The following is a 25,527-nucleotide window of genomic DNA, read 5'->3' as shown; positions in this document are numbered from 1 at the left end:
GGTCCCAGCCGTGGCCTCGACCATACTTGGCGCGCCTCCGACTGGTCCTACCTGCAGATTTTCGTTATCCACAGAAGTTATCCACAGGCATGTGTCTCGACCTGGGGACAAGTCGACAACACAACGCGACATGGTCGACAAATCGGCCCAGTCACCCCACTTCCGTCCACAGGACGGCATGTCGCCCGCGTCACCTCAATGTCACCTGTATTCCATTGATCAACTCTTTGGGGCGAGCAATTCCCACCCGAATGAGCGCGTGAGGGTGGTTTGGGCAGGGAATCCTTCGGCTCGCGCGCGGACCGAAAAACGATCACTTCCGTGGTCCACAGATTCCGCACACACCCTGTGGATAACCTTGCGGCGGCCCGCATCCCTGTGGACAAGGGGGGCCGAGTCCGTCTCCCGCAAGGGGCCGCAGAGGAATCGGGTCAATGCCGGCATCGACCGCATGCCCCTTCCCGGCGAATAGCCGCGCGTTTATTGACGCCCCACCCCCGCGAATTGCCAGCAGCTTTCCAAATTCCGGCAATTCGGACAAAGTGACACGCAAGGCTATATCGAGTGGGGTGGCGCGAGTTGGCACCGGTAGCCTGGTGGGGTGATTGACCTTCGCCTGCTCCGTGAGGACCCCGACCGTGTTCGCGCCTCCCAGCGCGCCCGTGGAGAGGACGTCGCCCTCGTCGACGCCCTGCTCTCCGCCGATGAGCGGCGCAGGTCGTCCGGCCTCCGCTTCGACGAGCTGCGCTCCGAGCAGAAGCAGCTCGGCAAGCTCATTCCCAAGGCCACACCCGAAGAGCGCGCCGAGCTGCTCTCGAAGGCCGAGCGGCTGAAGGCCGACGTCAAGGCGGCCGACGCCGCCCAGGACGAGGCCGACGAAGAGACCAGGCGACTGCTGCTCCAGCTCGGGAACATCGTCCACGGGGACGTCCCGGTCGGCGGCGAGGAGGACTTCGTCGTCCTCGAGACCCACGGCACGGTCCGCGACTTCGGCGCGGAGGGCTTCGAGCCCAAGGACCACCTGGAGCTCGGCGAAAAGCTCGGCGCCATCGACGTGGAGCGCGGCGCCAAGGTGTCGGGATCGCGCTTCTACTACCTCACCGGCGTGGGCGCGCTCCTTGAGCTCGCGCTGGTCAACGCCGCGATCGCGCAGGCCACCGAGGCCGGCTTCATCCCTATGCTCACCCCGGCGCTGGTCCGCCCGCGCGCCATGGAGGGCACCGGCTTCCTCGGCCAGGCCGCGGAGAACGTCTACCACCTGGAGAAGGACGACTACTACCTGGTCGGCACCTCCGAGGTCCCGCTCGCCGCGTACCACATGGACGAGATCATCGAGGCCGACAAGCTGCCCCTGCGGTACGCCGGATTCTCGCCGTGCTTCCGCCGCGAGGCCGGGACCTACGGCAAGGACACGCGCGGCATCTTCCGGGTGCACCAGTTCGACAAGGTCGAGATGTTCTCGTACGTCGCTCCCGAGGACGCGGAGGACGAGCACAAGCGGCTTCTGGACTGGGAGAAGCAGTGGCTGACCGGCCTGGAGCTGCCCTTCCAGGTGATCGATGTGGCGACCGGGGACCTCGGTGCCTCGGCCTCGCGCAAGTTCGACTGCGAGGCGTGGATCCCCACCCAGGGCAAGTACCGCGAGCTGACCTCCGCGTCGAACTGCGACAGCTTCCAGGCACGCCGTCTGTCGGTCCGTATGCGCGACGGCAAGAAGGTGCAGCCGCTGGCGACGCTGAACGGCACGCTCTGCGCCGTACCGCGCACGATCGTGGCGATCCTGGAGAACCACCAGCTGGCGGACGGTTCGGTACGGGTGCCCGAGGTGCTCCGCCCCTACCTCGGTGGGCGCGAAGTGCTGGAGCCGGTCTCCAAGTGAGCTTCCCGTACCGCCTGATCGCGACCGACCTCGACGGCACACTGCTGCGCGGCGACGACACCGTCTCGCAGCGCACGCGCGACGCACTCGCCGCGGCCACCGCGGCGGGCGCCGCGCACATCATCGTCACCGGACGTGCCGTGCCCTGGACCCGTCACATCCTGGACGACCTGGGGTACGACGGCCTCGCCGTCTGCGGACAGGGCGCGCAGGTCTACCACGCGGGCGAGCGCCGGCTGCTGACGTCGCTGACCCTGGACCGGCAGCTGGCCGGTCTGGCTCTCTCCAAGATCGAGGCAGAGGTCGGCCCGCTGGCGCTGGCCGCGAGCCGCGACGGGCTCGACGGCGAGGTGCTGGTCGGCCCCGGGTACCGGGTGCAGGAGGGACCGCTGCCGGTGGTCCCTTACGAGGACCCGGCCGAGCTGTGGTCGGCCCCGCTGAACAAGGTGTACATCCAGCACCCCGAACTGGACGACGACGCACTGGCGCAGACCGCCAGGGCGACGATCGGCGGGCTCGTGGACGTGGTGATGGCAGGCGCGGGCGTCGTGGAGATCCTGCCGCTGGGACTGAGCAAGGCGACGGGTCTCTCCCTCGCCGCGCGGCGGCTCGGACTGCGGGCCGCGGACACGATCGCGTTCGGTGACATGCCGAACGACATCCCGATGTTCGGCTGGGCCGCGCACGGTGTGGCCATGGCCAATGCGCACGAGGAACTGAAGGCCGTGGCGCACGAGATCACGGCGTCGAACGACCACGATGGCATCGCGGTGGTGCTGGAGGAACTGCTGGCGCGCTGACCGCCCTGACGCGCCGCGCGGATGCCCGTTCCCTTCCGTTCCCTGTCGTACAGGGCGTGTCGGGGGTGCTCTCGGTCTGTCGGGCCGTTCAAGGGCCCCGCGGAGGATGCGCGGATCGAACGCGCGCGGGGCTCCCGCCCCGACGACGGCTTAGCAAGCCGCTGCCTTACCACTCGGCCAATCCTCCGGGAGGGGGCGGCCCGCGCAGATGCGCGCTCGAAGCGGCCGCCCCCGGGCAGCTGTCTGCGGGCGGCTTCGCGGAGTGGTCGGTGGCTACTCCGCTGCCTGCCCGGCGCTGCCCTGCTGGGAGCTCGACGGACTCGCACTCGTACTCTCGGTCATCGTCGCGCTCCTCTCCCGGCGGGTGACGCCGATCGCACTGGTGTGCGCCGGCTCAACTACTCTGCCCCGGGCGGCGATTCGGCGCCACCGATTTTCCGGCGCCCCGCTTCGGGGTCAGCGGCCGGCACGAGAGCCCGATGCCCAGCGCGATTGCGTGCCCGATGTCGGTGAAGGTTCCGCCGGTGGCGAGCGGCACGCCGAAGAAGGCGAGCGCGCCGGCGAGATAGAGCCAGCGCCAGGGACGCGGGATCCGGTAGGTGAGGATGCCGACGGATGCGGCGAGCCCGTAACTCACCCCGACGTCGACGACATAGGCCATCCGCGCAGGCACCTGCTGGTTCTCGATGCCCAGCTGGACGATCCGCTGGCTGATGAGGGTGGCCGCGATCTGCGCCGTGGCCACGGTGAACAGCCAGCGCGCTGTGCCGACCCAGCGCTCGACCTGGGCGTGGAAGACCTCGAAGAGAAAGACGTACAGGAGCAGGGATGAGGGGTTCTCGATCCAGAACGCGCTGGTCAGCAGGGACTGGAGGGGGTGTTCGGAGAGCTCGTGGATATTGCTGCTGCTCCGGTGCAGAAGGTAGCGCTCCAGACCCTCGCTGGAAAATTCGATGACCAGGCTGGTGACTGCGATGATCAGCAGCCAGATATGGGTGCCGGGGGCGGCCCGGATCCAGCTCGATACCGGCCGGGACGGCTCGCCCTGGCCCGTACGGTCGCTCGCTGAGGTCACCCCTCGATCATGCCGCGTCCGCGTCCGCGTGCGGACGGGGGACGCCGTGTCCCCCGTCCGCGAGCGGGGTCAGCGACGCTTACGGCGCCTGCTGACGTTCAGTTCCCTCACCTGATGGGCGATGCCGTCCATCCTGGTGTCCATCCGGCGTTCCATCCTCCGCATGTCGTCGGACAGATCGCAGAGCCGGTTGCTGATGGCACCGACGACCTGATTGGTGGCCTCCAGCCGTCGGTCGAGACTGTCGAGCCTGAGGGACATCCGGTTGAGCACCGGCCCGAGCTCCTGGAGCGCGTGGCCGACGGTGTCCAGACCGGCCTCGGTCTTCGCGACCCGCCGCTCAAGGGACGCGTACCCGTCGGGACGGCCCTCCTCGGCGTCGAGGAGGTAGGTGCGCACGCTTCGGGCAGTGTCACTGTCGCGAAGAAGCATCGCGATGTTGAGCACAGCCCGGCGCGTGAAGAACCTGAGCCGAGTGGCAGCCTGTGGATAACTTTCGCCTCATGTGGTCGCAATGACCACATGGAAATCCCGCAGCTCAGCACCTTTCAGCGTGACCATGCCATTGACTTGGAGCTCATCACGATGACGCCTGACGATGCTGTGGACAACGTCTCTGTGGATATCGAAATAGGAGGCCACCTCCTCTGTGCGAACGTGAACCCCGTCGGGGAGCATGACAAGCGCCTTCACCTTGTCCAGGACGTCTACACGCCCCAGATACTCGTCGCGCATCGCGCGCGACTCCAGCAGGGCGACTTCCGATGGCATGGGTATGCCTTCCGTTCGTGGAACCGATCATGGACCGCCCTCTCCCCGGGCACAGGGGCGGAGGTCGGCTCACGGTGCTACTCACCCAATGACCGGCCCGGCTTTCGATCCGGCACCGGCAATCCCCAATTTCACGAACGCTCGTCGCTACGAACTCCAGTTGCCTCCACGCGCAGTGAACAACGAACCGATAAGCGTACGGTCACGCGAAGTCATGCATATGCCAGTCAACCCCCGTCCACCGGACGGGGGTTGACTTCATATCCACAACGGGCCGAGGCCCCGCCCTCTCACTCCTCGCCGGCGAGCTTCAGCACCCTCAGCTTCTGGCCCGCGTACCACGTGGCCACCACCGTGACCCCCGCGAGCAGCGTCACCGCCAGCGGCAGCCCCACGTCCGAGCCGATCAGCCCCTCGCCGGCGATCTTCTCGGCGAGCGAGAGCGACCACTGCTGCACGCTCAGAGTCCGCGCCCCCGGGACCAGGCTGCCGAACAGCGTCTCCCAGACCAGCGCGTAGACGAGCCCGATGACGACGGCGTGCCGGCTGACCGTACCGAGAAGCAGGAACAGAGCGCTGTACGCGATGGAGGCGACCAGCGCGGCCACCGTGTACGCCATCGCGACCTGCTGGCCGTTGCCGTTGAGGATGAATCCGGCGATCAGGGTGGGAATCGCCGAGAAGGCCATGGTGATCGCGACGGCCACAAAGAGCTTGGTGACAATGATCGTCGGGCGTTTCACGGGCTTGGCCAGCAGATAGACGATCGAACCGTCGTCGATCTCGGGTCCGATCGCCCCGGTGCCCGCGATCACTCCGATCAGCGGCACCATCGTGGCGATGGCGAACCCGCCCAGGACATCGGCGGCGACCTGGTCGTCGACGCCGTTGAGGCTGCGTACCGCGAGCGCGATGAGCAGCAGCAGGCCGGGCAGCACGAAGAGGATCGCTGCCCGGCGCCTGCCGAGCACGGCCCGATAGGTGAGCCGGGCGACTGTGGGGTTGTACATGGACGTCACAGCTCCTTTCAGGCCGCTACGAGGTAGGAGAAGACCGATTCGAGGGACTCGTCCGACGGCGAGACCGTGAGCAGCCGGATGGAATGCTCGCGGGCGACCTTCGGCAGCAGTGCGGTGAACCGGCCGAAGTCGACGGCCTGGATGCGCAGCGCGCCCTCGGCCAGGTCGACCTCGATGCCCGCGGTCGACGGGTCGGCGATCAGGGCCGCGGCGAGCGCCCGGTCGTCGCTGGACCGTACGAGATAGCGGTGCGGCCGGTCGGTCATCAACCGGCGGATCTTGCGGAAGTCGCCGGACGCGGCGTGCCGGCCGGCCACGATCACCTCGATGTGCGAGGCGAGTTGCTCGACCTCCTCCAGGATGTGCGAGGAGAAGAGCACGGTCCGGCCTTCCGCGCCCATCCGCCGCAGCAGGTCCATCAACTGCATGCGCTGGCGCGGGTCCATGCCGTTGAAGGGCTCGTCGAGGAGCAGCACGGAGGGCTCGTGCACCAGGGCGGAGGCCATCTTCACGCGCTGCCGCATGCCCTTGCTGTACGTCGAGATCTTGCGGTCCTGCGCGTACTCCATCTCGACCGTGGCCAGCGCCTTCTGGGCCGCGTTCTTGCCCAGCCCGTGCAACTCGGCGTTGGCGACGACGAATTCCTGTCCGGTGAGGAAGTCGTACATCGCTTCGCGCTCCGGGACGACGCCGATCTGGCGGTAGACCGACTCGTTGCGCCAGATCGCCTGACCGTCGAGCGTGACGCTGCCCGTCGAGGGGGCGAGGAAACCACCCATCATGTTGATGAGCGTGGACTTTCCGGCGCCGTTGGGGCCGAGAAGACCGGTGACACCGGGGCCGATCGTCATGGTCACGTCGTTGACGGCCACGACGTTGCCGAACCACCGCGAGGTGTGCTCGATGTTGATGGTGGTCACAGCCCGACCTTTCGGTAGCGGCGCATCAGCACGGCGTACGAGCCGGCGACGAGCCCGAGGACGACGATCAGATAGGCCACGCCCGCACCGGCTCCCGGTCCCGCCTCTCCGGGGAAGGCGGAGGTGGCGCCGAGGAACGCGGTCTGTACGCCGTCGATGAGCGTGATCGGCGAGAAGAGGCCGAGCCACTGGATCGCTCCGGGCGCCCCGGTCCCCCAGGCGATCGCCTGGACGGTGGAGACCGCGCCGTAGGTGATGGTCATCGTCGCGATGACGGCGGCGACACCGAAGCCGCGGCGCGGTGTGAGCGCGGCCATCACCAGGCCGAGGCCGCCGAAGAGCACGGAGAGGAGCGCCACGGAGATCAGGCCCTGCGCGAAGCCCTTCGTCTGGTGCGCGAAGTCCATCTTGGCGAGCAGCGAGCCGATGTAGAGGACGACCAGCGGCGCCGCGGTCAGGACGAACAGGGCCGAGGCCATCGCCCCGTACTTGGCGAGCACGTAGTCGATGCGCTCGATGGGACGCGAGAAGTACAGCGGAACCGTCTTGAACCGCAGATCGCGCGAGACGGACTGCGGTGCCTGCGCCGCCAGGAAGAGGCCGATGACCGCCTGCGTGACGATCGCGTAGCGGGTGTAGTCGAGGGGCAGGTCCTTGAGCCTGGTGGTGACGGCGACCGCGACGATGATCGCCGCGGGCACGCACATCACCGCGAAGAGGATCATCGGCAGAACCTTGGACTTGGCCGAGCGGCCGAGTCCGTATGCGCCGCGCAGGGACTGCGAGTAGAGCGAGCGGCGGGCGTACGCCCGGCCGAGCCGCGGGCCTTCGTAGTTCCGGTATCCGATGTTGTGGATCCGGGTGGTTTCGTTCCGGATCCCGCTCTGGGCCCCGGTCATCTCCGTACTCATCGCGCCTGCACCTCCATGGGCTGCGCCGCTGCCTGTGGACGGAAGACCTCCGCGATGTGGTGGCGGCGCTGCTCCATCCGTACGAGACCGAGGCCGAGCCCGGCGACGGTGTCGCGCACGACGTCGTACGTCTCCTCGCCCGTCGCCTCGATGAGCAGGATGTGGCCCGCTCCGGGCAGACCGTCCTCCACGCCCGCGTGCAGTGTCAGTCCGGCGGCAACGAGAGCCTCTCGGAGCACCGCGGTGCCGTCGGGGTGGGTGTCGGTGTCGGTCACCTCGACCGCGAGGGTCGTGGTGGTCTGGGTGAAGTCGCTGGTGGAGCTGGAGCGCAGGAGCGTGCCGCCGTCGATGACGACGACGTGGTCACAGGTGCGTTCGAGCTCGCCGAGGAGGTGGGACGTGACCAGGACCGAGATGCCGAAGTCGGTGTGGATGCGGCGGATGAGGTTGAGCATCTCGTCGCGGCCGACCGGGTCGAGGCCGTTGGTGGGCTCGTCCAGGAGGACCAGCTTCGGGTCGTGGACGAGGGCCTGAGCCAGCTTGACGCGCTGTTTCATGCCGGTCGAATAGCCGCCGATGGGGCGGTACCGCTCCTCGTACAGACCGACGTGGCGCAGGGTGTCGGCGGTGCGCTCGCGGGCGGCCGTCGGCGGCAGCCCGGACATGCGCGCCATGTGGACGACGAACTCGGTGGCCGAGACATCGGGCGGCAGGCAGTCGTGCTCGGGCATGTATCCCACCTGCTCCCGGATGGCGGCGCCGCTCGTGGCGACGTCGAGACCGAGCACGGCGGCACGGCCCTCCGTGGCAGGGGAAAGACCCAGCAGGATCTTGATCAACGTGGACTTGCCGGCTCCGTTGGCGCCCACCAGGCCGGTCACACCGGGTCCGATGTCCAACGAGAGCCGGTCAAGAGCGGTCACCCTGGGGAACCGCTTGCTCAGGCTTTCGGTCGCGATCACAGTCACGTTTCGACGGTAGTGGCGCACGACACAGCGAGCGTCAGCCTGCGCGGCTGGATCCGTGTCCGACTCCAGAGGTACGGACCCGTAGGGGGCCTGCGACGAAAGTGCCACGCTTCCTCGGGGGGCGGCAGTTTTCCACAGCCTTTCACCGGCCGGTTGTCCACAGGTTCTGCACGGCTCTTGACGCAGCCGCCAGGCATTGTCACATTCATCAGTGTCACGTTACGAGCGAGTACCGCAACGGGACGGGAGCCGGCATGACCTCAGCAGTGAAGAGCGAACCGACCGCGGAACTGCGGGGGTTCAGGGAGGTGCGGCGTCTCGCGTACGCATGTGCGGAGGCGGTCGCCGCTCAGCTCACGCCCGGAGTGACCGAGCGCGGCGCGGCCCGGATATACGCGACTGGCTGCGTGAGCGAGGGGTGCACGACTGGTTCCCATTCTCCGACCACCAGCCTCGGCCGGGGCTGTGGGCGGTCGAGCCGCACCTCGGATTCCGGGGGACGGGCGCGATGTTCGAGGAGGTCCTGGTCGTCACCGACTCCAAGGACCCCGAGCAGAGCGCGTTCTGGCTGGACGACGACCTGCCGCATGTGCGGCGCTGGGCGGAGGAGGGGGCGGCGTGAGTCTGGTCGGTGTGGGTCTCGAGGGGGCGCGGGAGCGCTGGATCCGTACGGGGGGCATCGAGCTGTGCGTCGCCGAACTGGGCGATATGACACAGCCGACCGTGCTGCTCGTACACGGCTATCCGGACAGCAAGGAGGTCTGGTCCGAGGTCGCCCGGCGGCTGGCCGACCGCTTTCATGTCGTGCTGTACGACGTGCGGGGCCACGGCCGGTCGACCGCGCCCGCCCCTTTGCGCGGCGGCTTCACCCTGGAGAAGCTGACGGACGACTTCCTCGCGGTCGCGGACACGGTGAGCCCGGACAGGCCGGTACATCTGGTCGGGCACGACTGGGGCTCGGTGCAGTCCTGGGAGTTTGTGACGGTCAAGCGCACCGAGGGCCGCATCGCCTCCTTCACCTCCCTGTCGGGTCCGTCCCTCGACCACTTCGGACACTGGATCAAGAAGCGGATCAGCCGGCCCACACCCCGCGGAGTGGGCCAGCTGCTCGGTCAGGGCGCCAAGTCCTGGTATGTGTATCTGCTCCATACGCCGGTGCTGCCGGAGCTCGCCTGGCGCGGACCACTGGGCAAGCAGTGGCCGAAGATCCTCAAGCGGGTGGAGAAGGTGTCCGGCGACGGCTATCCCACCGCCTCGCTGCCTCAGGACGCCTCGCACGGCGCCTGGCTCTACCGCGACAACGTCCGGGCCCGGCTGCGCCGCCCGCGCTCCGACGCCTATGCGCACGCGCCGGTGCAGCTGATCACACCGACCGGAGACAGCTTCCTGTCCGAGCGGCTCTACGACGAGCTGGGGCAGTGGGCGCCGCAGTTGACGCGCCGCTCGCTGCCGGCGAAGCACTGGGTCCCGCGCACCCGGCCTGATCAGCTCTCCGCCTGGATCGGAGACTTCGTCACCGCCCAGGAGGGCCACGCCGCCGGAGTGGCCGCACGGGAGACCCTGACCAAGAGCCCGTACGCCGAGCGCTTCGGGGGGCAGCTCGTCCTGGTGACGGGGGCGGCCAGCGGCATCGGGAGGGCGACCGCCTTCGCGTTCGCCGAGGCAGGGGCGCGGATCGTGGCCGTGGACCGGGACGCGGAGGGGGCCGCGCGGACCGCGGAGATGTCCCGGTTGATCGGAGCGCCCGATGCTTGGGGCGAGACGGCCGACGTCAGCGACGAACAGACGATGCAGAAGCTGGCCGAGAAGGTCGCCACCGAGTACGGCGTGGTGGATGTCCTGGTCAACAACGCGGGCATCGGGCTGTCGGGCTCCTTCCTCCGGACCAGCGCCGAGGACTGGAAAAAGGTTCTCGACGTCAACCTGTGGGGCGTCATCCACGGTTGTCGGCTGTTCGGCAGGCAGATGGCCGAGCGTGGACAGGGCGGCCATATCGTCAACACCGCGTCGGCGGCGGCCTATCAGCCGTCGAAGGCCCTGCCCGCGTACAGCACGTCCAAGGCGGCCGTGCTGATGCTCAGTGAATGCCTGCGGGCCGAGCTGGCCGGACAGGGGATCGGGGTGTCGGCGATCTGCCCCGGCTTCGTCAACACCAACATCACGTCCACCGCCCGCTTCGCGGGAGTCGACGCGGCCGAGGAGAAACGACGCCAGAAGCGGTCCGCCCGGCTGTACGGCCTGCGCAACTACCCTCCGGAGAAGGTGGCCGCCGCCATCCTGCGGGCCGTCGTGAAGAACCAGGCGGTGGTGCCGGTGACACCCGAAGCACGCGGCGCCCACTTCATATCCCGCTTCATGCCCAGGACCGTGAGGGCGATCGCCCGGCTGGAGCCGCCGCTGTGAGCACCGAAGCGCACATCGGATGGGGCGCCGCCTACCTGATCCGGCACGATCCCCTGCTCGCCGGCCGGCTGCGGTACTCCCTGCGGGAGCACAACCGCGCGGTCGCCAAGGGACTGCTGCCCACCTGGAGGGAGCTGGGCTCGGCCATACCCCGCTACTTCCGGCGGTCGTACCATCCCTCGCAGGAGGGCTCGCTGCGCAGGGCCGTGGACTATCTCGCGACCTCGCCCGCGGCTCGCGCCGCGGCGGGGGCGGTGGGCCGCGCCGCCTTGTCGTAGGCGGCCTGTCATCGAGGGAGCGGGCTTGTCCGAGCAGTCAGTCGCGCAGCCGGTCGCCGAGTACCGGATCGAGGACCTGGCGCACCACAGCGGCGCCACCGTCCGCACCATCCGCGCGTACCAGGACAGGGGGCTGCTGCCGAAGCCGGTGCGCCGCGGCCGGTCGAATGTGTACGGGGCGGCCCATCTCGCCCGGCTGCGGCAGATCGCCGACCTGCTGGACCGCGGCTACACCCTGGCTTCGATCAAGGAACTGCTGGAGGCGTGGGACGCGGGGCGGGGGCTCGGCGGCGTGCTGGGCCTGGTCGCGGAGGTGCAGGGCCCGTGGACCGACGAGGAGGCTGCCCGGATCACCCGCGCCGAACTGGACACGAAGTTCGGCGGGAAGCCGGACGAGGCTGCGATCGCGGAGGCGATCGAGCTCGGCGTACTGGAACGCATCCCGGAGCAGCACGACGAATTCCTCGTACCCAGTCCACAAGAGCTCGCGGTGGCAGCGGAGTTGTACGCGGCCGGTGTGCCACTCTCGGCAATCTCCGGTCACCTCAGGGAGCTTCGCGGTCAGGTCGAACACATCGCCGCCCGTTTCATGGAGTTCACCACCGAGCATGTCTTCGCCCGCTACCTGGGACATCGTCCGCCGACCGATGCGGACGCGGCCGAAGCGGCATCCATGGTGCGGCGGCTGCGACCGCTCGCCCAGCAGACGGTCGATGCCGAACTGGCGCGGGCCATGCGGACGTTCGCCACTCGGAATCTTCAGCAGCACCTGAGTGCCGAGGAACCTCCCCCCGCGCAGATCGAGCCTCCTTCAGTGACGCTCCCTCGGGAGACAATGCAGGCCGTGAACAGCCTTGTCGGGCCGGAGCATGCCGCGGCGTTCATCGCAGCGGCGACCGAACGAGAAGTGCAGGCCAGGACTTTGGACGCATTGACCACAAGAGCCAGGCATTCCAGGCAATTTGATCAATAACCATAAATCACAACGCGGTTGTCCACAGAATCACCAATTCCCTTGTGGATAACTACAGTTGGCTGTGGATCAAACCTCCAGAGCGATTTTTTTGAGTGGCGCCGGTCCCGGACGCCGGGCACGCTGACGGGATGAACGAACGTCCCGACAAAAGACCCGCCTCCGGTCCCGGCGGAGGAGCTCACGAGAAACCTGACGAGAGACGCACCGTGAAGGTGTCGAAGTACCTCTCGAAGCACCTGCGGCACCAGCCGGAGCGGATCGGCATCACCCTCGACGAGAACGGCTGGGTGACGATCGACGCGCTGATGCGCGCCGCGGCCGCGCACGGCTTTCCCTTCACCCGCGCCGAGCTCGACCATGTCGTCGCCGTCAACGACAAGCAGCGCTTCACGATCGACGGCACGCTCATCCGCGCCAACCAGGGCCACACCGTCGAGGTCGACCTGGACCTCCCCCCGGCCGAGCCGCCCGCGCACCTGTACCACGGCACCGTCGCCCGCAGCCTGGAGGCGATCCGCGCCGAGGGCCTGCGCCCGATGAAGCGCCACCACGTCCATCTCTCGCCGGACCGTGAGACCGCCACCCGCGTCGGCGCCCGCCGGGGTCGCCCGGTCGTCCTCTCGGTGGACGCCGCGGCGATGCACCGGGCGGGCCATGTCTTCCGTGTCAGCGCCAATGGCGTCTGGCTCACCGACGCGGTGCCGCCGGAGTTTCTGCGCTTCCCCGGGCCGCGGGGCGCGTAGGACCACGCGGCCACCACGGCCAGCAGCTCGCGCAGCCCGGCAGTTCGCCGACTCGGGGGCTCACGCCCGCCCGGGGCTCGCGCAGGTTCGCCGGCTCGGGATTCAGCGGCTCGGGATTCAGCGGCTCAGCTGGGCGAGGCCCTCCGTCGCGATCCGCTCGAAGACCGCCTGGTCCGCCGCGAAGTACGTGTCGGGAATCGGCGCATGGATCACGATCTCCGTGAAGCCCAGCTCGAAATGCCTGCCCGCGAAGTCCACGAACGCGTCCAGCGACTCCAGCACCCGTCCGGGCTCCGGCGTGAAGCCGGTGAGCAGGATCTTGTCCAGCTCGGCCACATCACGGCCGACGTCCGCACACGCCTTGCCGAGCTTCTCCATCTGTCCGCGGATCGCCTCGACGGATTCCTCGGGCGTGCCCGTCTCGAAGATCTTCGGGTCGCCCGTGGTCACCCACGCCTGCCCGTGCTTCGCCGCGAGCTTCAGGCCGCGCGGACCGGTGGCGGCGACGGCGAAGGGGAGACGCGGCCGCTGGACACAGCCGGGGATGTTGCGCGCCTCGACCGACGAGTAGAAGGTCCCCTCGTACGTCACGGAGTCTTCGGTCAGCAGCCGGTCGAGCAGCGGAAGGAATTCCGCGAAGCGGTCGGCCCGTTCCCGCGGCGTCCAGGCTTCCTGGCCCAGCGCGGTCGCGTCGAAGCCCATGCCCCCCGCGCCGATGCCCAGGGTGATCCTTCCGTTCGAGATGTCGTCGAGCGAGATCAGTTCCTTGGCGAGGGTCACCGGATGCCGGAAGTTGGGCGAGGTGACCAGGGTGCCCAGACGCATCCGCTCGGTGGCCGCGGCAGCGGCCGTGAGCGTCGGGACCGCGCCGTACCACGGGCCGTCGCGGAAGGTCCGCCACGACAGGTGGTCGTAGGTGTACGCGGTGTGGAAGCCGAGCCGCTCGGCTCGGAGCCACTCGTCGCGGCCACCATGGTGCCAGGGACGGACAGGGAGGATCACGGTACTCAAACGCATGCCGTCGAGCGTACGTGGCTCCGGGAGCGTTCCCCGCCGCCCACCGAAGGGGCCCCGGGACCCAGCACGGATTGAGGAGCCGGGGCGTACTCACCTGTGCACCCTGTCGCACACCCGTGCACACAGGTACGGGAGAATGTGCCTGTGACCTCTGCTACCGATCCCCGCCCTCTGCCCGCTGCCACTCGGCTGATCGCCACCGACCTGGACGGCACTCTGCTGCGCGACGACAAGTCCGTCTCGGACCGCACCGTCGCCGCACTCGCAGCCGCCGAGGAAGCCGGGATCGAGGTCTTCTTCGTCACAGGCCGGCCCGCACGCTGGATGGATGTCGTCAGCGAGCATGTGCATCGTCACGGGCTGGCGATCTGCGCCAACGGCGCGGCCGTCGTCGATCTGCACGCGGGCGGAGAGGTTCTGCAGGTCCGTCCCCTGGACCGGAAGACAGCTCTCGCTGTCGTGCACGTGCTGCGTGACGCGGCGCCCGGCACCTCCTTCGCGGTCGAGCTGACGACCGGTATCCACTACGAGCCGGGGTACCCGCCGTTCCATCTCGACCCGGGAGCGACCGTCGCCACCGCCGAGAAACTGCTCCACGAGGAGCGTCCCGGTGAGTCCGCTCCGGTGATCAAGCTGCTCGCGCAGCATCCCGAGCTGGCACCCGACGCCTTTCTGTCCCTGGCGCGTACGGCCGCGGGTGAGCTCGCCTCCTTCACCCGCTCCAGCCCGACCGCACTGCTGGAGATCAGCGGCCTGGGCGTGAGCAAGGCCAGCACCCTGGCGCTGTGCTGTGCCCAGCGCGGGATCTCCGCCGACGAGGTCGTCGCCTTCGGGGACATGCCGAACGACGTGGAAATGCTGACCTGGGCAGGAACCTCGTACGCCATGGGCAACGCCCACCCGGACGTGATCGCCGCGGCGTCAGGGCGGACCGTCGCCAACAACGAGGACGGAGTCGCGGTCGTCATCGAGCAGATCCTCGCCCGACAGACCGGGACCCCCTAGGGAGCCGACACGACCGTGGCCTCGGTGGACAGTCCGTGAGGGCTGCGGGGCGCCTGCGTTGCGGCTTCGAGCGGGTCCTTCGGTTCAGCCGAGCTGCCATGAACTTGCGACCAGTAAGTTCTATTTCACGAGTTTCGCGAGGAAAGTCTGGTTCTCGGCGGTGGAGAGCCCGTCACCGAGCAGGTCCGCGGCCTGCTCGCGATCCAGCATTCCGCGCAGAGGTCCCTCAGCCATGGCGAGCTCCGCGTACGAACCACGTTGCACGGCCCGCCCCTCCTCCAGAACGACGATCTCGTCGACGGCATCCAGCCCACGCAGCCGGTGCGTGATCAGAAGGGTCGTCCGCCCCTCGGTCGCCGTCAGCAGATCCGCCGTCAGAGCGTCGGCCGTCGCGAGATCGAGATGCTCCGCGGGCTCGTCGAGCACAAGCACCGGGAAGTCGGCCAGCAGCGCTCGTGCCAGCGCCAGCCGCTGGCGCTGGCCGCCGGAGAGCTGTGCCCCGTGCTCCCCGACCAGGGTGTCGAGACCGTTGGGCAGCGCGTCGACCCACTCCAGCAGCCGGGCCCTGCCGAGCGCCTGCCGCAGTTCGTCCTCCGTCGCGTCCGTACGCGCAAGCCTGAGGTTCTCCCGTACGGAGCTGTCGAAGAGATGGGCGGCCTGTGCGCACAGGCCGACCCGTCTGCGTACCGCGTCGCCGTCGAGCTCGACCGCGGCCACACCGCCGATCGTGTACGTCCCCGCCCTGGCATCGAGGAACCGCAGGAGCACCTGAGCAAGCGTGGTCTTCCCCGAACCCGATGCGCCGACGACCGCGACGCGCTTCCCCGCCGTCAGCGTCAGGTCGAAGCCGTCGAGCGCGTCCCGGTCCTGACCGGCGTGGCGCGCGCTCAGGCCCCGCACTTCGAGCGGGAAGGCCGTCCCGGGTTCCTTGGCCGGGTGCTCCGGCTCATGTACGGGAAGGGGCGCGTCCAGCACCTCGTAGACCCGCTCGGCACTCCGCCCGACGCGCTGCCGGTACTGCACTGCCAGCGGCAGCCCGGTGACCGCTTCGAAAGCGGCGAGGGGCGTGAGCACCACCACCGCGAGCCAGACTCCGTCGAGCCGGCCGTCACGGACCGCCTGGACTCCGGCGAATGCGGCGCACACAACGGTCAGACCGCAGGCCAGGGCGGAGAGCCCCCCGCCGAGGGCGGTGGCCGCGGCGCCTCGCGAGGCGATCCGTGTCAGCCGTCCGTCGGCCTCCCGCGCCGCGTCGACCCGGCTCCTGAGCGCTCCGGCGACGGTCAACTCGGCGGTTCCGGCAAGAAGATCGGCAACCCGGACGGCGAGCTGCCCACGTGCGGGGGCGAGTTGACGCTCGGACCGGCGTGCGAAGGTCCCGCTGATCAGCGGCACGGCGACACCGGCGGCAAGCAGTCCGGCGGCAAGCACGGCTCCGGCCTCGGGAAGCAGCCACGCCGTGAAGGCGACCGACCCGGTGCCGACGACGAGTGCCGCGCCGGCAGGCAGCAGCCAGCGCAGCCAGTAGTCCTGCAGGGCATCGACATCGGCGACCAGCCGGGCCAGCAGATCCCCGCGGCGGGTCAGCCGCAGGCCGGCGGGCGCAATGCGCTCCAGTCGGCGGTAGACGGCGACCCTCAGCTCGGCGAGCGTCCGCAGCACGGCGTCGTGCGAGACGAGCCGCTCGGCATAGCGGAAGACGGCCCGCCCGATACCGAAGGCCCGGGTCGCCGTGACGGCCACCATCAGATAGAGGACCGGGGGCTGTTCCGAGGCACGCGAGATGAGCCACCCGGATACGGCCATCAGTCCCACCGCGGAGCTCAGGGCAAGACTGCCGAGGAGAAGCCCGAGCGCAAAGCGCCCCCGAAGGGCCCCGGCCGTCGCCCGCACCCGTGCAAGGACCCGCGCCCGGCCTCCCGGGCTCCCGGTCCGGTCCTCCGCGTCCATCCCGTCCAGCGCTTGCGGGCCCGGGAGCGTGTCCACATCCCGGTCGGGGGAAAGCGCGGGCAATGGAGCAGCCCCTCCCGACGGCCGGTCCGTCCGCGCACCCGCTCCCAGCGAGACCACACGGTCCGCGACAGCCAGCAGCGCCGGCCGGTGAACGACCAGAAGCACGGTCCGCCCGGCAGCCAGGCGCCGTACCGCGTCGACGATCCCCGCTTCCGTCTCACCGTCCAGCGCCGCCGTCGGCTCGTCGAGCAGCAGCAGCGGCCGGTCCGCGAGGAACGCCCGTGCCAGCGCGAGCCGTTGCCGCTGACCGGCCGAGAGCCCCGCCCCGTCCTCACCGAGCGGTGTGTCCATGCCCTGGGGGAGCCCGGTCACAAAGTCGTACGCACCTGCCTCCCGCAACGCCTCCAGCACGGTCGCGTCATCGGCGTGGGGCCGTGCCAGCCGTACGTTCTCGGCGATCGACCCCGCGAAGAGATGAGGGCGCTGCGGCACCCAGGCGATGTGCTCCCGCCAGCGGTCGAGGTCGAGGCCCGCCAGGTCCTCCCCGCCGATGCGTACCCGTCCCTCGGTGGGCTCCACGAATCCGAGCAGCACATCGAGCAGCGTGGACTTCCCGATGCCGCTCGGCCCGACCAGAGCGACCGTCTCACCGGGCTGCACCACGAGCGACGCGGCCTCCAAGGACGCTTCGCTGCGACCGGCATGACGGACTGTCACCGCTTCCAGCTCCAGTCGCAGCGTGCCGGGAGTCTCCTCCGTGCCGACCGGGCGGGGTTCGGTCTCCAGGACCTGGAAGATCTCCTCCGCGGCCGAAAGGCCCTCCGCGGCCGCGTGGTACTGCGCCCCCACCTGCCGGATCGGCAGATACGCCTCGGGCGCCAGGATCAGGATCACCAGCCCCGTGTACAGATCCAGATCCCCATGGACGAGCCGCATTCCGATGCCGACGGCCACCAGCGCCACCGAGAGCGTGGACAGCAGTTCCAGCGCGAAGGACGAGAGGAAGGCGATGCGCAGCGTGCGCAGGGTGGCCCGCCGGTACTCCGCCGTGATGGATCGGATCGACTCGGCCTGCGCCTTCGCCCGCCCGAAGACCTTGAGCGTCGGCAGACCGGCGACCACATCCAGGAAGTGGCCCGACAGCCGGGACAGCAGGCGCCACTGGTGGTCCATCCTGGCCTGGGTGGCCCACCCGATGAGCACCATGAACACAGGGATCAGCGGCAGTGTCACCACGATGATCGCCGCCGACACCCAGTCCTCGGTCACGATCCGTGCCAGTACCGCCACCGGAACGACCACCGCGAGCCCCAACTGAGGCAGGTAGCGCGAGAAGTAGTCGTCGAGCGCATCGACGCCGCGGGTGGCGAGCGCGACCAGTGAACCGGTGCGCTGGCCGCTCAGCCATCCCGGCCCCAGCTCGGCGGCGCGCGCAAGTAGCCGCCCGCGAAGCTCGGACTTCACCGCCGTACTCGCGCGGTGGGCGGCCAGTTCGGTCAGCCAGGAGACGAGCGCCCGGCCGAGAGCGACCGCCGCGAGCAGCGCCAGGGGGGTCGCAAGCCCGGAGGTGGTGAGCCCACTCTGAAAGGCCCCCACCACCACCTCGGCGATGAGCATCGCCTGGGCGACGACCAGCGCCGCCCCGACAAGTCCGAGTAGCACCACCGCGATCAGGAATCGGCGGGTGGCCCGGGCGTACTGGAGCAGACGCGGGTCGATCGGTTTCACGTGAAACATCCCCCACTAATGGGCGTCGACGATGTGCTGGGTGCCGATCCGCTTGCGGAACACCCAGTACGTCCACCCCTGGTAGAGCAGCACCATCGGTGTGGCGATACCGGCACACCAGGTCATGATCTTCAGGGTGTACGGGCTCGACGAGGCATTGGTGACCGTGAGGCTCCATTCCTCATTGAGCGTCGACGGCATGACGTTCGGGAACAGCGTCAGGAACAGCATCGCGACCGCGGCCACGATCGTCACACCCGACAGGGCGAACGACCAGCCCTCACGCCCTGCCTTGATCGCCACGATCGCGCCGACCAGCGCCAGCACGGCGACGACCATGGCGACCAGGCTCTTGCCGTCACCGTGCGCGGCCTGGGTCCAGATCAGGAAGCCGAGTGCCAGCGCCGCCGTGAGCAGCCCCAGCTTCAGAGCGAGGGCACGAGCCCGCTGCCGTATGTCCCCCACCGTCTTCAGCGAGACGAAGACCGCGCCATGGAAGGTGAACAGGGTCAGCGTGACCAGCCCGCCCAGAAGGGCGTACGGGTTGAGCAGATCGAGGACAGTACCGACGTACTCCATCTGCCCGTCGATCTTGACGCCCCGCACGATGTTGCCGAAGGCGACGCCCCACAGCAGGGCCGGCAGCAGCGAGGTCCAGAAGATCGCATGCTCCCAGTTGGTCTGCCAGCGCTCCTCCTCCCGCTTGTGCCGGTACTCGAAGGCGACTCCGCGCACGATCAGGCAGAGCAGGATGAGCAGCAGCGGCAGATAGAAGCCGGAGAAGAGTGTGGCGTACCAGTCGGGGAAGGCGGCGAAGGTCGCACCGCCCGCCGACAGCAGCCACACCTCGTTGCCGTCCCAGACAGGCCCGATGGTGTTGATCAGGACGCGCCGCTCGGTCCGGCCGCGGGCCAGCAGCTTGGTGAGGATCCCGACCCCGAAGTCAAAGCCTTCGAGGAAGAAGTAGCCGGTCCACAGGACGGCGATGAGTACGAACCAGACGTCGTGAAGTTCCATGCCTCAGCAGCTCCTCAGGGCCTCAGTACGAGAAGGCCATCGGACGGTCGGCGTCACGGTCGTCGCCGCCGATCTTGGTGGGCGGGTTGAGGTCGGCCTCGGTCAGCTCGGGAGGTCCGGCCTTGACGTATTTCACGAGGAGCTTGACCTCGACGACGGCGAGCACCGCGTAGAGCAGGGTGAAGACGAGCATCGAGGTGAGCACCTCGCCCTGGGAGACGCCGGGGGAGACCGCGTCGCGGGTGCGCAGCACGCCGTACACGACCCAGGGCTGACGGCCCATCTCGGTGAAGATCCAGCCCCAGGAGTTGGCGATCAGCGGGAAGACCATCGTCCACAGGGCGATGATCCAGTACCACATGGCGAACCTGGGGTTCAGCGCCTTGTTCTTGAAGAGGACCAGATGCGGCACCTCGTCGTCGCCCGTCCGCAGGCCCGGCGCCAGCATGAACTTCTTGCGGGTCAGCCAGAGCCCGATCAGCCCGATGGTGAGCGACGCCATGCCGAAGCCGATCATCCAGCGGAAGCCCCAGTAGGCGACGGGGATGTTGGGCCGGTAATCGCCGGGCCCGAACTTCTCCTGCTCTGCCTTGTTGACGTCGTTGATCCCCGGGACGTACGAGTGGAAGTCGTCGTTGGCCAGGAAGGAGAGCAGTCCGGGGACCTCTATGGCAACGGTGTTGTGGCCCTTATCCACGTCTCCGTAGGCAAAGACCGAGAAGGGCGCGGGTGCCTCGCCGTCCCACAGCGCCTCGGCCGCGGCCATCTTCATCGGCTGCTGCTTGAACATGACCTTGCCGAGCAGATCGCCGCTGACCGCGGTGAGCAGTCCGGCGATCACGACGGTGATCAGCCCGAGCCGCAGCGAGGAACGCATCACCGGGATGTGCTTCCTGCGCGCCAGATGGAACGCGGCAATACCGACCATGAACGCGCCGCCGACGAGGAATGCGGCCGAGATGGTGTGAAAGAACTGGGTCAACGCGGTGTTCTGGGTGAGCACATGCCAGAAGTCGGTGAGCTCGGCCCGTCCGCGCTCCTCGTTGATCCGGTAGCCGACCGGATGCTGCATCCAGGAGTTGGCGGCGAGGATGAAGTACGCCGAGAGGATCGTGCCGATCGACACCATCCAGATACAGGCCAGATGGATCTTCTTCGGGAGCTTGTCCCAGCCGAAGATCCACAGCCCGATGAAGGTGGACTCGAAGAAGAACGCGATCAGTGCCTCGAACGCGAGCGGAGCGCCGAAGACGTCACCGACGAAGCGCGAGTAGTCGGACCAGTTCATGCCGAACTGGAACTCCTGGACGATGCCGGTGACGACACCCATGGCGATGTTGATCAGGAAGAGCTTGCCCCAGAACTTCGTGGCTCTGAGGTACTTCTCCTTCTCCGTCCGGACCCAGGCCGTCTGCAGGCCGGCGGTGAGCGCGGCGAGCGAGATCGTCAGGGGGACGAAGAGGAAGTGGTAGACGGTGGTGATGCCGAACTGCCATCGCGCCAGGGTTTCCGGCGCCAGAGCCAGGTTCACGACGTCTCTCCTTACATCGCCGGGTCAGTCGGCAAGTGTGCCCGTTTAATCCCCCATATCTTCGGAGGATCAGGACACGCTTGTGAACGCGTTCACATTCACAAGCAATTATGACCCATGCGCTTTCCGCACGTTCGATCGGGGGGTACCCCTCGCGTGACCCGTCCCGTTGACCTTCAACATCTTGTTGACTCAGGCCATGCGGATCGCGTCTCGCCGCCGCCTGGACAGCTGACCGCCACTCGCGAGGAAACCACCCACGAGCACGACGCTCGTGGGGGCTCTGCCGCTCTGACCACCGCACGGACCTGGGGCGACGAGGTCCACATCGCCCCTTCCGTCTCCCCCGCCGGGCAGCCGACGCCCCGCAGGTGACCGACCGGGAGCGGTCGCGCACCGAGGGCGACGCGCCCGCACCGGCCTAAGGCCTGTAGGGCGTCGCTGACCAGGCGAGACTCCGCGGACCCGGCCTAAAGCGCGTTGTGGAACGCCTCGGCGGTGTGCAGGAAGATGTCGTTGGCCTCGGACTCGCCGATGGTGACCCGCACGCCCTCGCCGGCGAAGGGCCGGACAACGACCCCGGCCTTCTCGCACGCCGCCGCGAAGTCGACCGTACGCTCGCCGAGCCGCAGCCAGACGAAGTTCGCCTGCGTCTCGGGCACGGTCCAGCCCTGCTTGACCAGGCCCTCGTACACCCGTGCTCGCTCGCACACGAGCGAGCCGACCCTGCCCAGCAGCTCGTCCTCGGCACGCAGCGAGGCGACCGCCGCGTCTTGCGCGAGCTGCGAGACACCGAAGGGCACGGCTGTCTTGCGCAGCGCCGCGGCCACCGGCTCATGGGCGACCGCAAAGCCGACCCGCAGCCCCGCCAGGCCGTACGCCTTGGAAAAGGTACGCAGGACGGCGACATTGGGACGTTCGCGGTAGATCTCGATGCCGTCCGGGACATCGGCGTCACGGATGAACTCCCGGTACGCCTCGTCCAGCACCACCAGGACATCCTTCGGCACCCGGTCGAGGAACCGCTCCAGCTCCGCCCTGCGCACCACCGTGCCGGTCGGGTTGTTGGGGTTGCAGACGAAGATCAGCCGGGTCCGCTCGGTGATCGCATCGGCCATGGCGTCCAGATCGTGCACGTCACCCGAGGTCAGCGGCACCTGGACCGGCTGGGCCCCGCTGATCCGGGTGATGATCGGGTACGCCTCGAAGGACCGCCAGGCATAGATGACCTCGTCACCCGGGCCCGAGGTGGACTGCAGCAGGGACTGGGCGACGCCGACCGAGCCGGTGCCGGTGGCCAGATGCGTCACCGGCACGCCGAAACGGTCCGCCAGCTCGTTCATCAGACTGGTGCAGGCCATGTCCGGGTAGCGGTTGAAACCCTCTGCCGCCGCGATCACGCCCTCCATCACGCCCGGCAGCGGCGGATACGGGTTCTCGTTGGACGAGAGCTTGTACGCGACCGGACCGTCGGCGGCTGCGGGCTTGCCGGGCTTGTACGTGGGAATGCCGTCCAGCTCGGCGCGCAGCTTGGGGCTCGTCTCACTCACCGCAGGTCCTCCTCGTGCTTCTCGTACCATCAGCAGTTTCGAATACTGCTCACCTTAAGAGGATTCCCGCCAGGTGCGAACGGCGGTGGCCGGATCAGGGGGGAGCGCCCCTTCTTTCAGCGCGCGCCGGTAGCTCACTCCGTGGCGCGCATCCCTCGTAGAGGTGAGTTGAGACCACTTCGAAACATCGACCATTCGGCAAGCCTGCACGTCCCGACACCCGAGACACCACAGGTCTCTCACACAACTCCCTTGACTTCCAAGGAAGTTGTGTGTAAATGATCATGCAGAAACGTGCCTGTCAACGAGTGAATATGCGACCGGCTCAACCACCCGCGCGAGCCCTACTATCGGCTCGCCATGACAGCAGCAGGGAAGCACCAGGTGAGCCGGCCGGAGACAACCCGCCGGGGAAGCCGGCAGAGTCGGGCGGGCATCCGGGACGTGGCCGCCGCAGCCGGTGTCTCCATCACGACTGTCTCCGACGCACTCAACGGCAAGGGCCGGCTCCCGGACGCCACCCGCCGACATGTCCGCGAGGTCGCCGACCGGCTGGGCTACCGCCCGTCCGCCGCGGCCCGAACTCTCCGTACCGGAAAATCGGGCCTCATCGGCCTGACGGTGACGACGTACGGGGATGAACCTTTCACCTTCACCGAGTTCGCGTACTTCGCCGAAATGGCGAGAGCCGCGACATCGGCCGCGCTCGCACGCGGCTACGCCCTTGTCATCCTCCCCGCCACCTCACGCCATGACGTCTGGTCGAACGTCGCCCTCGACGGCACTGTCGTCATCGACCCGTCCGACCATGACCCGGTTGTCACCGAACTCGTCCGCCAGGGCTTACCGGTCGTCTCCGACGGCCGCCCGGCAGGCACGCTTCCGGTCACCGCCTGGGTCGACAACGACCACGAAGCCGCCGTACTCGATCTGCTCGACCATCTCGCCGCCGCCGGCGCCCGCCGGATCGGTCTGCTCACCGGCACCACCACCGACACCTACACCCGCCTGTCCACCACCGCGTATCTGAACTGGTGCGAGCGTGTGGGCCAGGACCCGGTCTACGAGTCCTACCCCGCCCACGACCCGTGCGCCGGAGCCGTCGCGGCCGACCGGCTGCTCGCCCGACCGGACCGACCCGACGCCGTCTACGGACTCTTCGACCCCAACGGCACGGATCTGCTCGCCGCCGCCCGGCGGTACGGCCTGCGTGTCCCCGACGACCTGCTGCTCGTCTGCTGCAGCGAGTCGACGGTGTACGCGACCACCGAGCCGCCGATCACGACGCTCTCGCTGAAACCCCGCAGGATCGGCACAGCCGTCGTCCAGCTCCTCATCGACGCCATCGAGGGAAGCGACGAGGACCGGCCTGTCGAGCAGGTGATACCCACCGAACTGATCGTCCGGACGTCCTCACAACGTCGCCCTCCGCGGACAACTGTGAGCGCCCCGCGATCCCCATCATCGGACTAGATACTCCTAATCGGTACGAAACAACCCGGCGCGCCAGGGGTGCAGACGGATTCACCACCCCTGGTGCGTCACACAGCACGGACCTCATTCCTATGATGGGCGGACGACACCGCGGACCACCCCGACCAGGCTGGGCCGAGAGGTGAACGGCGCGACTGTGGTGGAGGGGTCGATGACTCAGGGGGCCGGTCAAGGACCCGTGGTGCGGACGGCGACATTGCGTGATTTCCGCGTTCCGCCCTACGCGCAGGTTCCCGTGCAGTCACAGGTGCCGGCGCAGGATGCGCCTTCCCAGGAACCTCAGCAGTCAGTGCCGCCAGAGGCCCCGCAGCCTCAGCAAGCGCAGCAATCGGCACAGCAGCAGGTGCCACAACAGGTGCCACAGCCCCAGCAGGCCACAGCGCCCCCGGCTCCCGTTCATCCCGGCAACGCCGTTCCGGAAGGTGAGATGCCGGACGGGTACACCCCCACCGCCCGCGATCTCCCGGTGATCAGCGCCGGCGGCCCCGGCGACACGGTCCAGGTGCAGGTCTCGCCCGACGAGGCACCCATGCCCGCACCCGAGGGCCTGGGCCCGCTCTACGTCGTCGGCGACGTCCACGGCTATCTCGACGAACTCCTCGCGGCGCTCACCGCGCAGGGCCTCATCGACACCGAGGGGCACTGGGCCGCCGCCAACGCCCGCCTCTGGTTCCTCGGCGACTTCACCGACCGGGGCCCCGACGGTATCGGCGTCATCGACCTCGTCATGCGGCTCTCCGCCGAGGCCGCGGCAGCGGGCGGCTACTGCAAGGCGCTGATGGGCAACCACGAACTGCTGCTGCTCGGCGCCAAGCGGTTCGGCGACACCCCGGTCAACTCCGGCGCGGGCACCGCCACCTTCCAGGCGGCCTGGCTGCTCAACGGCGGCCAGAAGGCCGACATGGACCGGCTGGAGGATGTCCACCTCCAGTGGATGGCGCGGCTCGACGCGGTCGTCGAGGAGGAAGAGCATCTGCTGATGCACTCCGACACCACCGCTTATCTGGACTACGGCTCCAGCATCGAGGACGTCAACGACACCGTGCACGACATCCTCACCCGCAACGACGCCGACGAGTGCTGGGACCTGTTCCGCAAGTTCACCAAGCGCTTCGCCTTCCGCGACGAGTCGGGTCCGCAGGCCGTGCGCGAACTGCTCACCACCTACGGCGGCAACCGCGTCGTGCACGGCCACAGCCCCATTCCGTACCTGCTGGGCGAAGTGGGCACCGAGGACGGCGAGGACGGCGCGCGCCCCATGGTCGAGGGCCCGCATGTGTATGCGGACGGCCTGGCGATCGCCATGGACGGCGGTGTGACCATGGCCGGAAAGCTGCTTGTCGTTCAACTTCCGCTGTCCAACTGAGCCGAGACGGTCACGCGATTTACTGAAACCCTCTGTCACCCCGCGCCGTAACCGCTCTACCATCGGCTTATCCGTAGCAGGCTCTCCTCCGTTTTCGCCCAACCGCCCGATCGATGCGGGCAA

At 68.5% G+C, this 25,527-nt stretch carries 18 protein-coding genes, 1 tRNA gene and 3 pseudogenes; 10 read left to right on the top strand and 12 right to left on the bottom strand.

The window, feature by feature from the left end:
• The first annotated feature begins 601 nt into the window (after nt 1-601).
• Together serS and OG293_RS17865 are read left to right on the top strand one after the other, a co-directional pair.
• Entirely contained in the window at nt 602-1,879 is a 1,278-nt protein-coding gene (gene serS / locus OG293_RS17870; RefSeq protein WP_405999784.1) for a serine--tRNA ligase, read from the top strand.
• Nucleotides 1,876-2,679 (top strand): HAD family hydrolase, encoded by an 804-nt coding sequence (locus OG293_RS17865; protein WP_405999783.1) that lies wholly within the window; start codon nt 1,876-1,878, stop codon nt 2,677-2,679. The genes serS and OG293_RS17865 overlap by 4 nt, the downstream gene beginning before the upstream one ends.
• Before the next feature lie 100 nt (nt 2,680-2,779).
• Here the strand turns inward: OG293_RS17865 and OG293_RS17860 are convergent.
• From OG293_RS17860 to OG293_RS17830, 7 genes and pseudogenes are all read right to left on the bottom strand, one after another.
• Nucleotides 2,780-2,866: transfer RNA gene (locus OG293_RS17860), tRNA-Ser, on the bottom strand.
• Nucleotides 2,867-3,073: 207 nt separating this feature from the next.
• A complete protein-coding gene (locus OG293_RS17855; RefSeq protein WP_405999782.1) occupies nt 3,074-3,754 on the bottom strand; it encodes a rhomboid-like protein in 681 nt (226 codons plus the stop codon).
• Between the two features lie 69 nt (nt 3,755-3,823).
• A pseudogene (locus tag OG293_RS17850) lies at nt 3,824-4,525 on the bottom strand (hypothetical protein).
• 290 nt (nt 4,526-4,815) lie between these two features.
• The gene (locus OG293_RS17845; RefSeq protein ID WP_405999781.1) at nt 4,816-5,535 is read right to left on the bottom strand and encodes an ABC transporter permease subunit; all 720 of its coding nucleotides are present in this window, start codon (nt 5,533-5,535) and stop codon (nt 4,816-4,818) included.
• Between the two features lie 17 nt (nt 5,536-5,552).
• Entirely contained in the window at nt 5,553-6,464 is a 912-nt protein-coding gene (locus tag OG293_RS17840; RefSeq protein ID WP_405999780.1) for an ABC transporter ATP-binding protein, read from the bottom strand.
• On the bottom strand, nt 6,461-7,375 hold the full coding sequence (locus tag OG293_RS17835; RefSeq protein WP_405999779.1) for an ABC transporter permease: 915 nt from the start codon (nt 7,373-7,375) through the stop codon (nt 6,461-6,463). The genes OG293_RS17840 and OG293_RS17835 overlap by 4 nt, the downstream gene beginning before the upstream one ends.
• Nucleotides 7,372-8,337 carry an ABC transporter ATP-binding protein gene (locus OG293_RS17830; RefSeq protein WP_406003631.1) on the bottom strand — a complete coding sequence of 322 codons (966 nt, stop codon included), beginning with the start codon at nt 8,335-8,337 and terminating at the stop codon, nt 7,372-7,374. The genes OG293_RS17835 and OG293_RS17830 overlap by 4 nt, the downstream gene beginning before the upstream one ends.
• 260 nt (nt 8,338-8,597) lie before the next feature.
• Between OG293_RS17830 and OG293_RS17825 the strand changes: the two are divergent.
• The 5 genes and pseudogenes from OG293_RS17825 (at nt 8,598) to OG293_RS17805 (ending at nt 12,743) form a co-directional block, all read left to right on the top strand.
• A pseudogene (locus tag OG293_RS17825) lies at nt 8,598-8,965 on the top strand (hypothetical protein).
• Nucleotides 8,966-8,976: 11 nt separating this feature from the next.
• Entirely contained in the window at nt 8,977-10,746 is a 1,770-nt protein-coding gene (locus OG293_RS17820; protein WP_406003630.1) for an SDR family oxidoreductase, read from the top strand.
• Between the two features lie 20 nt (nt 10,747-10,766).
• Nucleotides 10,767-11,024 (top strand): annotated as a pseudogene (locus OG293_RS17815) (metal-dependent hydrolase); the annotation flags it as partial.
• 25 nt (nt 11,025-11,049) lie between these two features.
• Nucleotides 11,050-11,997, top strand: coding sequence for a MerR family transcriptional regulator (locus tag OG293_RS17810; RefSeq protein ID WP_405999778.1), 948 nt, complete (start codon nt 11,050-11,052; stop codon nt 11,995-11,997).
• A gap of 131 nt (nt 11,998-12,128) precedes the next feature.
• Nucleotides 12,129-12,743, top strand: a complete 615-nt coding sequence (locus OG293_RS17805) for an RNA 2'-phosphotransferase (protein WP_405999777.1) — start codon at nt 12,129-12,131, stop codon at nt 12,741-12,743.
• Between the two features lie 117 nt (nt 12,744-12,860).
• Here OG293_RS17805 and OG293_RS17800 read toward each other — a convergent pair whose 3' ends face one another.
• Nucleotides 12,861-13,760 (bottom strand): LLM class flavin-dependent oxidoreductase, encoded by a 900-nt coding sequence (locus tag OG293_RS17800; RefSeq protein ID WP_405999776.1) that lies wholly within the window; start codon nt 13,758-13,760, stop codon nt 12,861-12,863.
• Nucleotides 13,761-13,904: 144 nt separating this feature from the next.
• Between OG293_RS17800 and OG293_RS17795 the strand changes: the two genes are divergently transcribed.
• On the top strand, nt 13,905-14,765 hold the full coding sequence (locus OG293_RS17795) for a Cof-type HAD-IIB family hydrolase (RefSeq protein WP_405999775.1): 861 nt from the start codon (nt 13,905-13,907) through the stop codon (nt 14,763-14,765).
• 120 nt (nt 14,766-14,885) lie between these two features.
• Here OG293_RS17795 and cydD read toward each other — a convergent pair whose 3' ends face one another.
• The 4 genes from cydD to hisC all read right to left on the bottom strand — a co-directional run bounded on the left by cydD (nt 14,886) and on the right by hisC (nt 22,544).
• A complete protein-coding gene (cydD, locus tag OG293_RS17790; protein WP_405999774.1) occupies nt 14,886-18,446 on the bottom strand; it encodes a thiol reductant ABC exporter subunit CydD in 3,561 nt (1,186 codons plus the stop codon).
• Between the two features lie 15 nt (nt 18,447-18,461).
• Nucleotides 18,462-19,463 carry a cytochrome d ubiquinol oxidase subunit II gene (gene cydB / locus OG293_RS17785; protein ID WP_405999773.1) on the bottom strand — a complete coding sequence of 334 codons (1,002 nt, stop codon included), beginning with the start codon at nt 19,461-19,463 and terminating at the stop codon, nt 18,462-18,464.
• A 22-nt stretch (nt 19,464-19,485) separates the two neighbouring features.
• Nucleotides 19,486-20,994 (bottom strand): cytochrome ubiquinol oxidase subunit I, encoded by a 1,509-nt coding sequence (locus OG293_RS17780; RefSeq protein ID WP_405999772.1) that lies wholly within the window; start codon nt 20,992-20,994, stop codon nt 19,486-19,488.
• Between the two features lie 470 nt (nt 20,995-21,464).
• On the bottom strand, nt 21,465-22,544 hold the full coding sequence (hisC, locus tag OG293_RS17775; protein ID WP_405999771.1) for a histidinol-phosphate transaminase: 1,080 nt from the start codon (nt 22,542-22,544) through the stop codon (nt 21,465-21,467).
• Nucleotides 22,545-22,904: 360 nt separating this feature from the next.
• Between hisC and OG293_RS17770 the strand changes: the two genes are divergently transcribed.
• Together OG293_RS17770 and OG293_RS17765 are read left to right on the top strand one after the other, a co-directional pair.
• Nucleotides 22,905-24,017, top strand: a complete 1,113-nt coding sequence (locus tag OG293_RS17770) for a LacI family DNA-binding transcriptional regulator (protein WP_405999770.1) — start codon at nt 22,905-22,907, stop codon at nt 24,015-24,017.
• Nucleotides 24,018-24,174: 157 nt separating this feature from the next.
• A complete protein-coding gene (locus OG293_RS17765; protein WP_406003629.1) occupies nt 24,175-25,404 on the top strand; it encodes a metallophosphoesterase in 1,230 nt (409 codons plus the stop codon).
• Nucleotides 25,405-25,527 lie beyond the last annotated feature (123 nt).

The sequence above is a fragment of the Streptomyces sp. NBC_00829 genome, assembly GCF_045161795.1.
GTDB lineage: Bacteria > Actinomycetota > Actinomycetes > Streptomycetales > Streptomycetaceae > Streptomyces.
The sequence above is the reverse complement of the archived record's forward strand: the minus strand, read 5'-3'. Positions and strand labels throughout refer to the sequence as shown.

What these genes read in the sequence shown, in the direction of transcription:
- OG293_RS17845 (WP_405999781.1), bottom strand. Translation starts at nt 5,535, where the DNA reads ATGTACAACCCCACAGTCGCCCGGCTCACCTATCGGGCCGTGCTCGGC.
- OG293_RS17835 (WP_405999779.1), bottom strand. Translation starts at nt 7,375, where the DNA reads ATGAGTACGGAGATGACCGGGGCCCAGAGCGGGATCCGGAACGAAACC.
- OG293_RS17805 (WP_405999777.1), top strand. Translation starts at nt 12,129, where the DNA reads ATGAACGAACGTCCCGACAAAAGACCCGCCTCCGGTCCCGGCGGAGGA.
- OG293_RS17800 (WP_405999776.1), bottom strand. Translation starts at nt 13,760, where the DNA reads ATGCGTTTGAGTACCGTGATCCTCCCTGTCCGTCCCTGGCACCATGGT.
- cydB (WP_405999773.1), bottom strand. Translation starts at nt 19,463, where the DNA reads ATGGAACTTCACGACGTCTGGTTCGTACTCATCGCCGTCCTGTGGACC.
- OG293_RS17770 (WP_405999770.1), top strand. Translation starts at nt 22,905, where the DNA reads ATGACAGCAGCAGGGAAGCACCAGGTGAGCCGGCCGGAGACAACCCGC.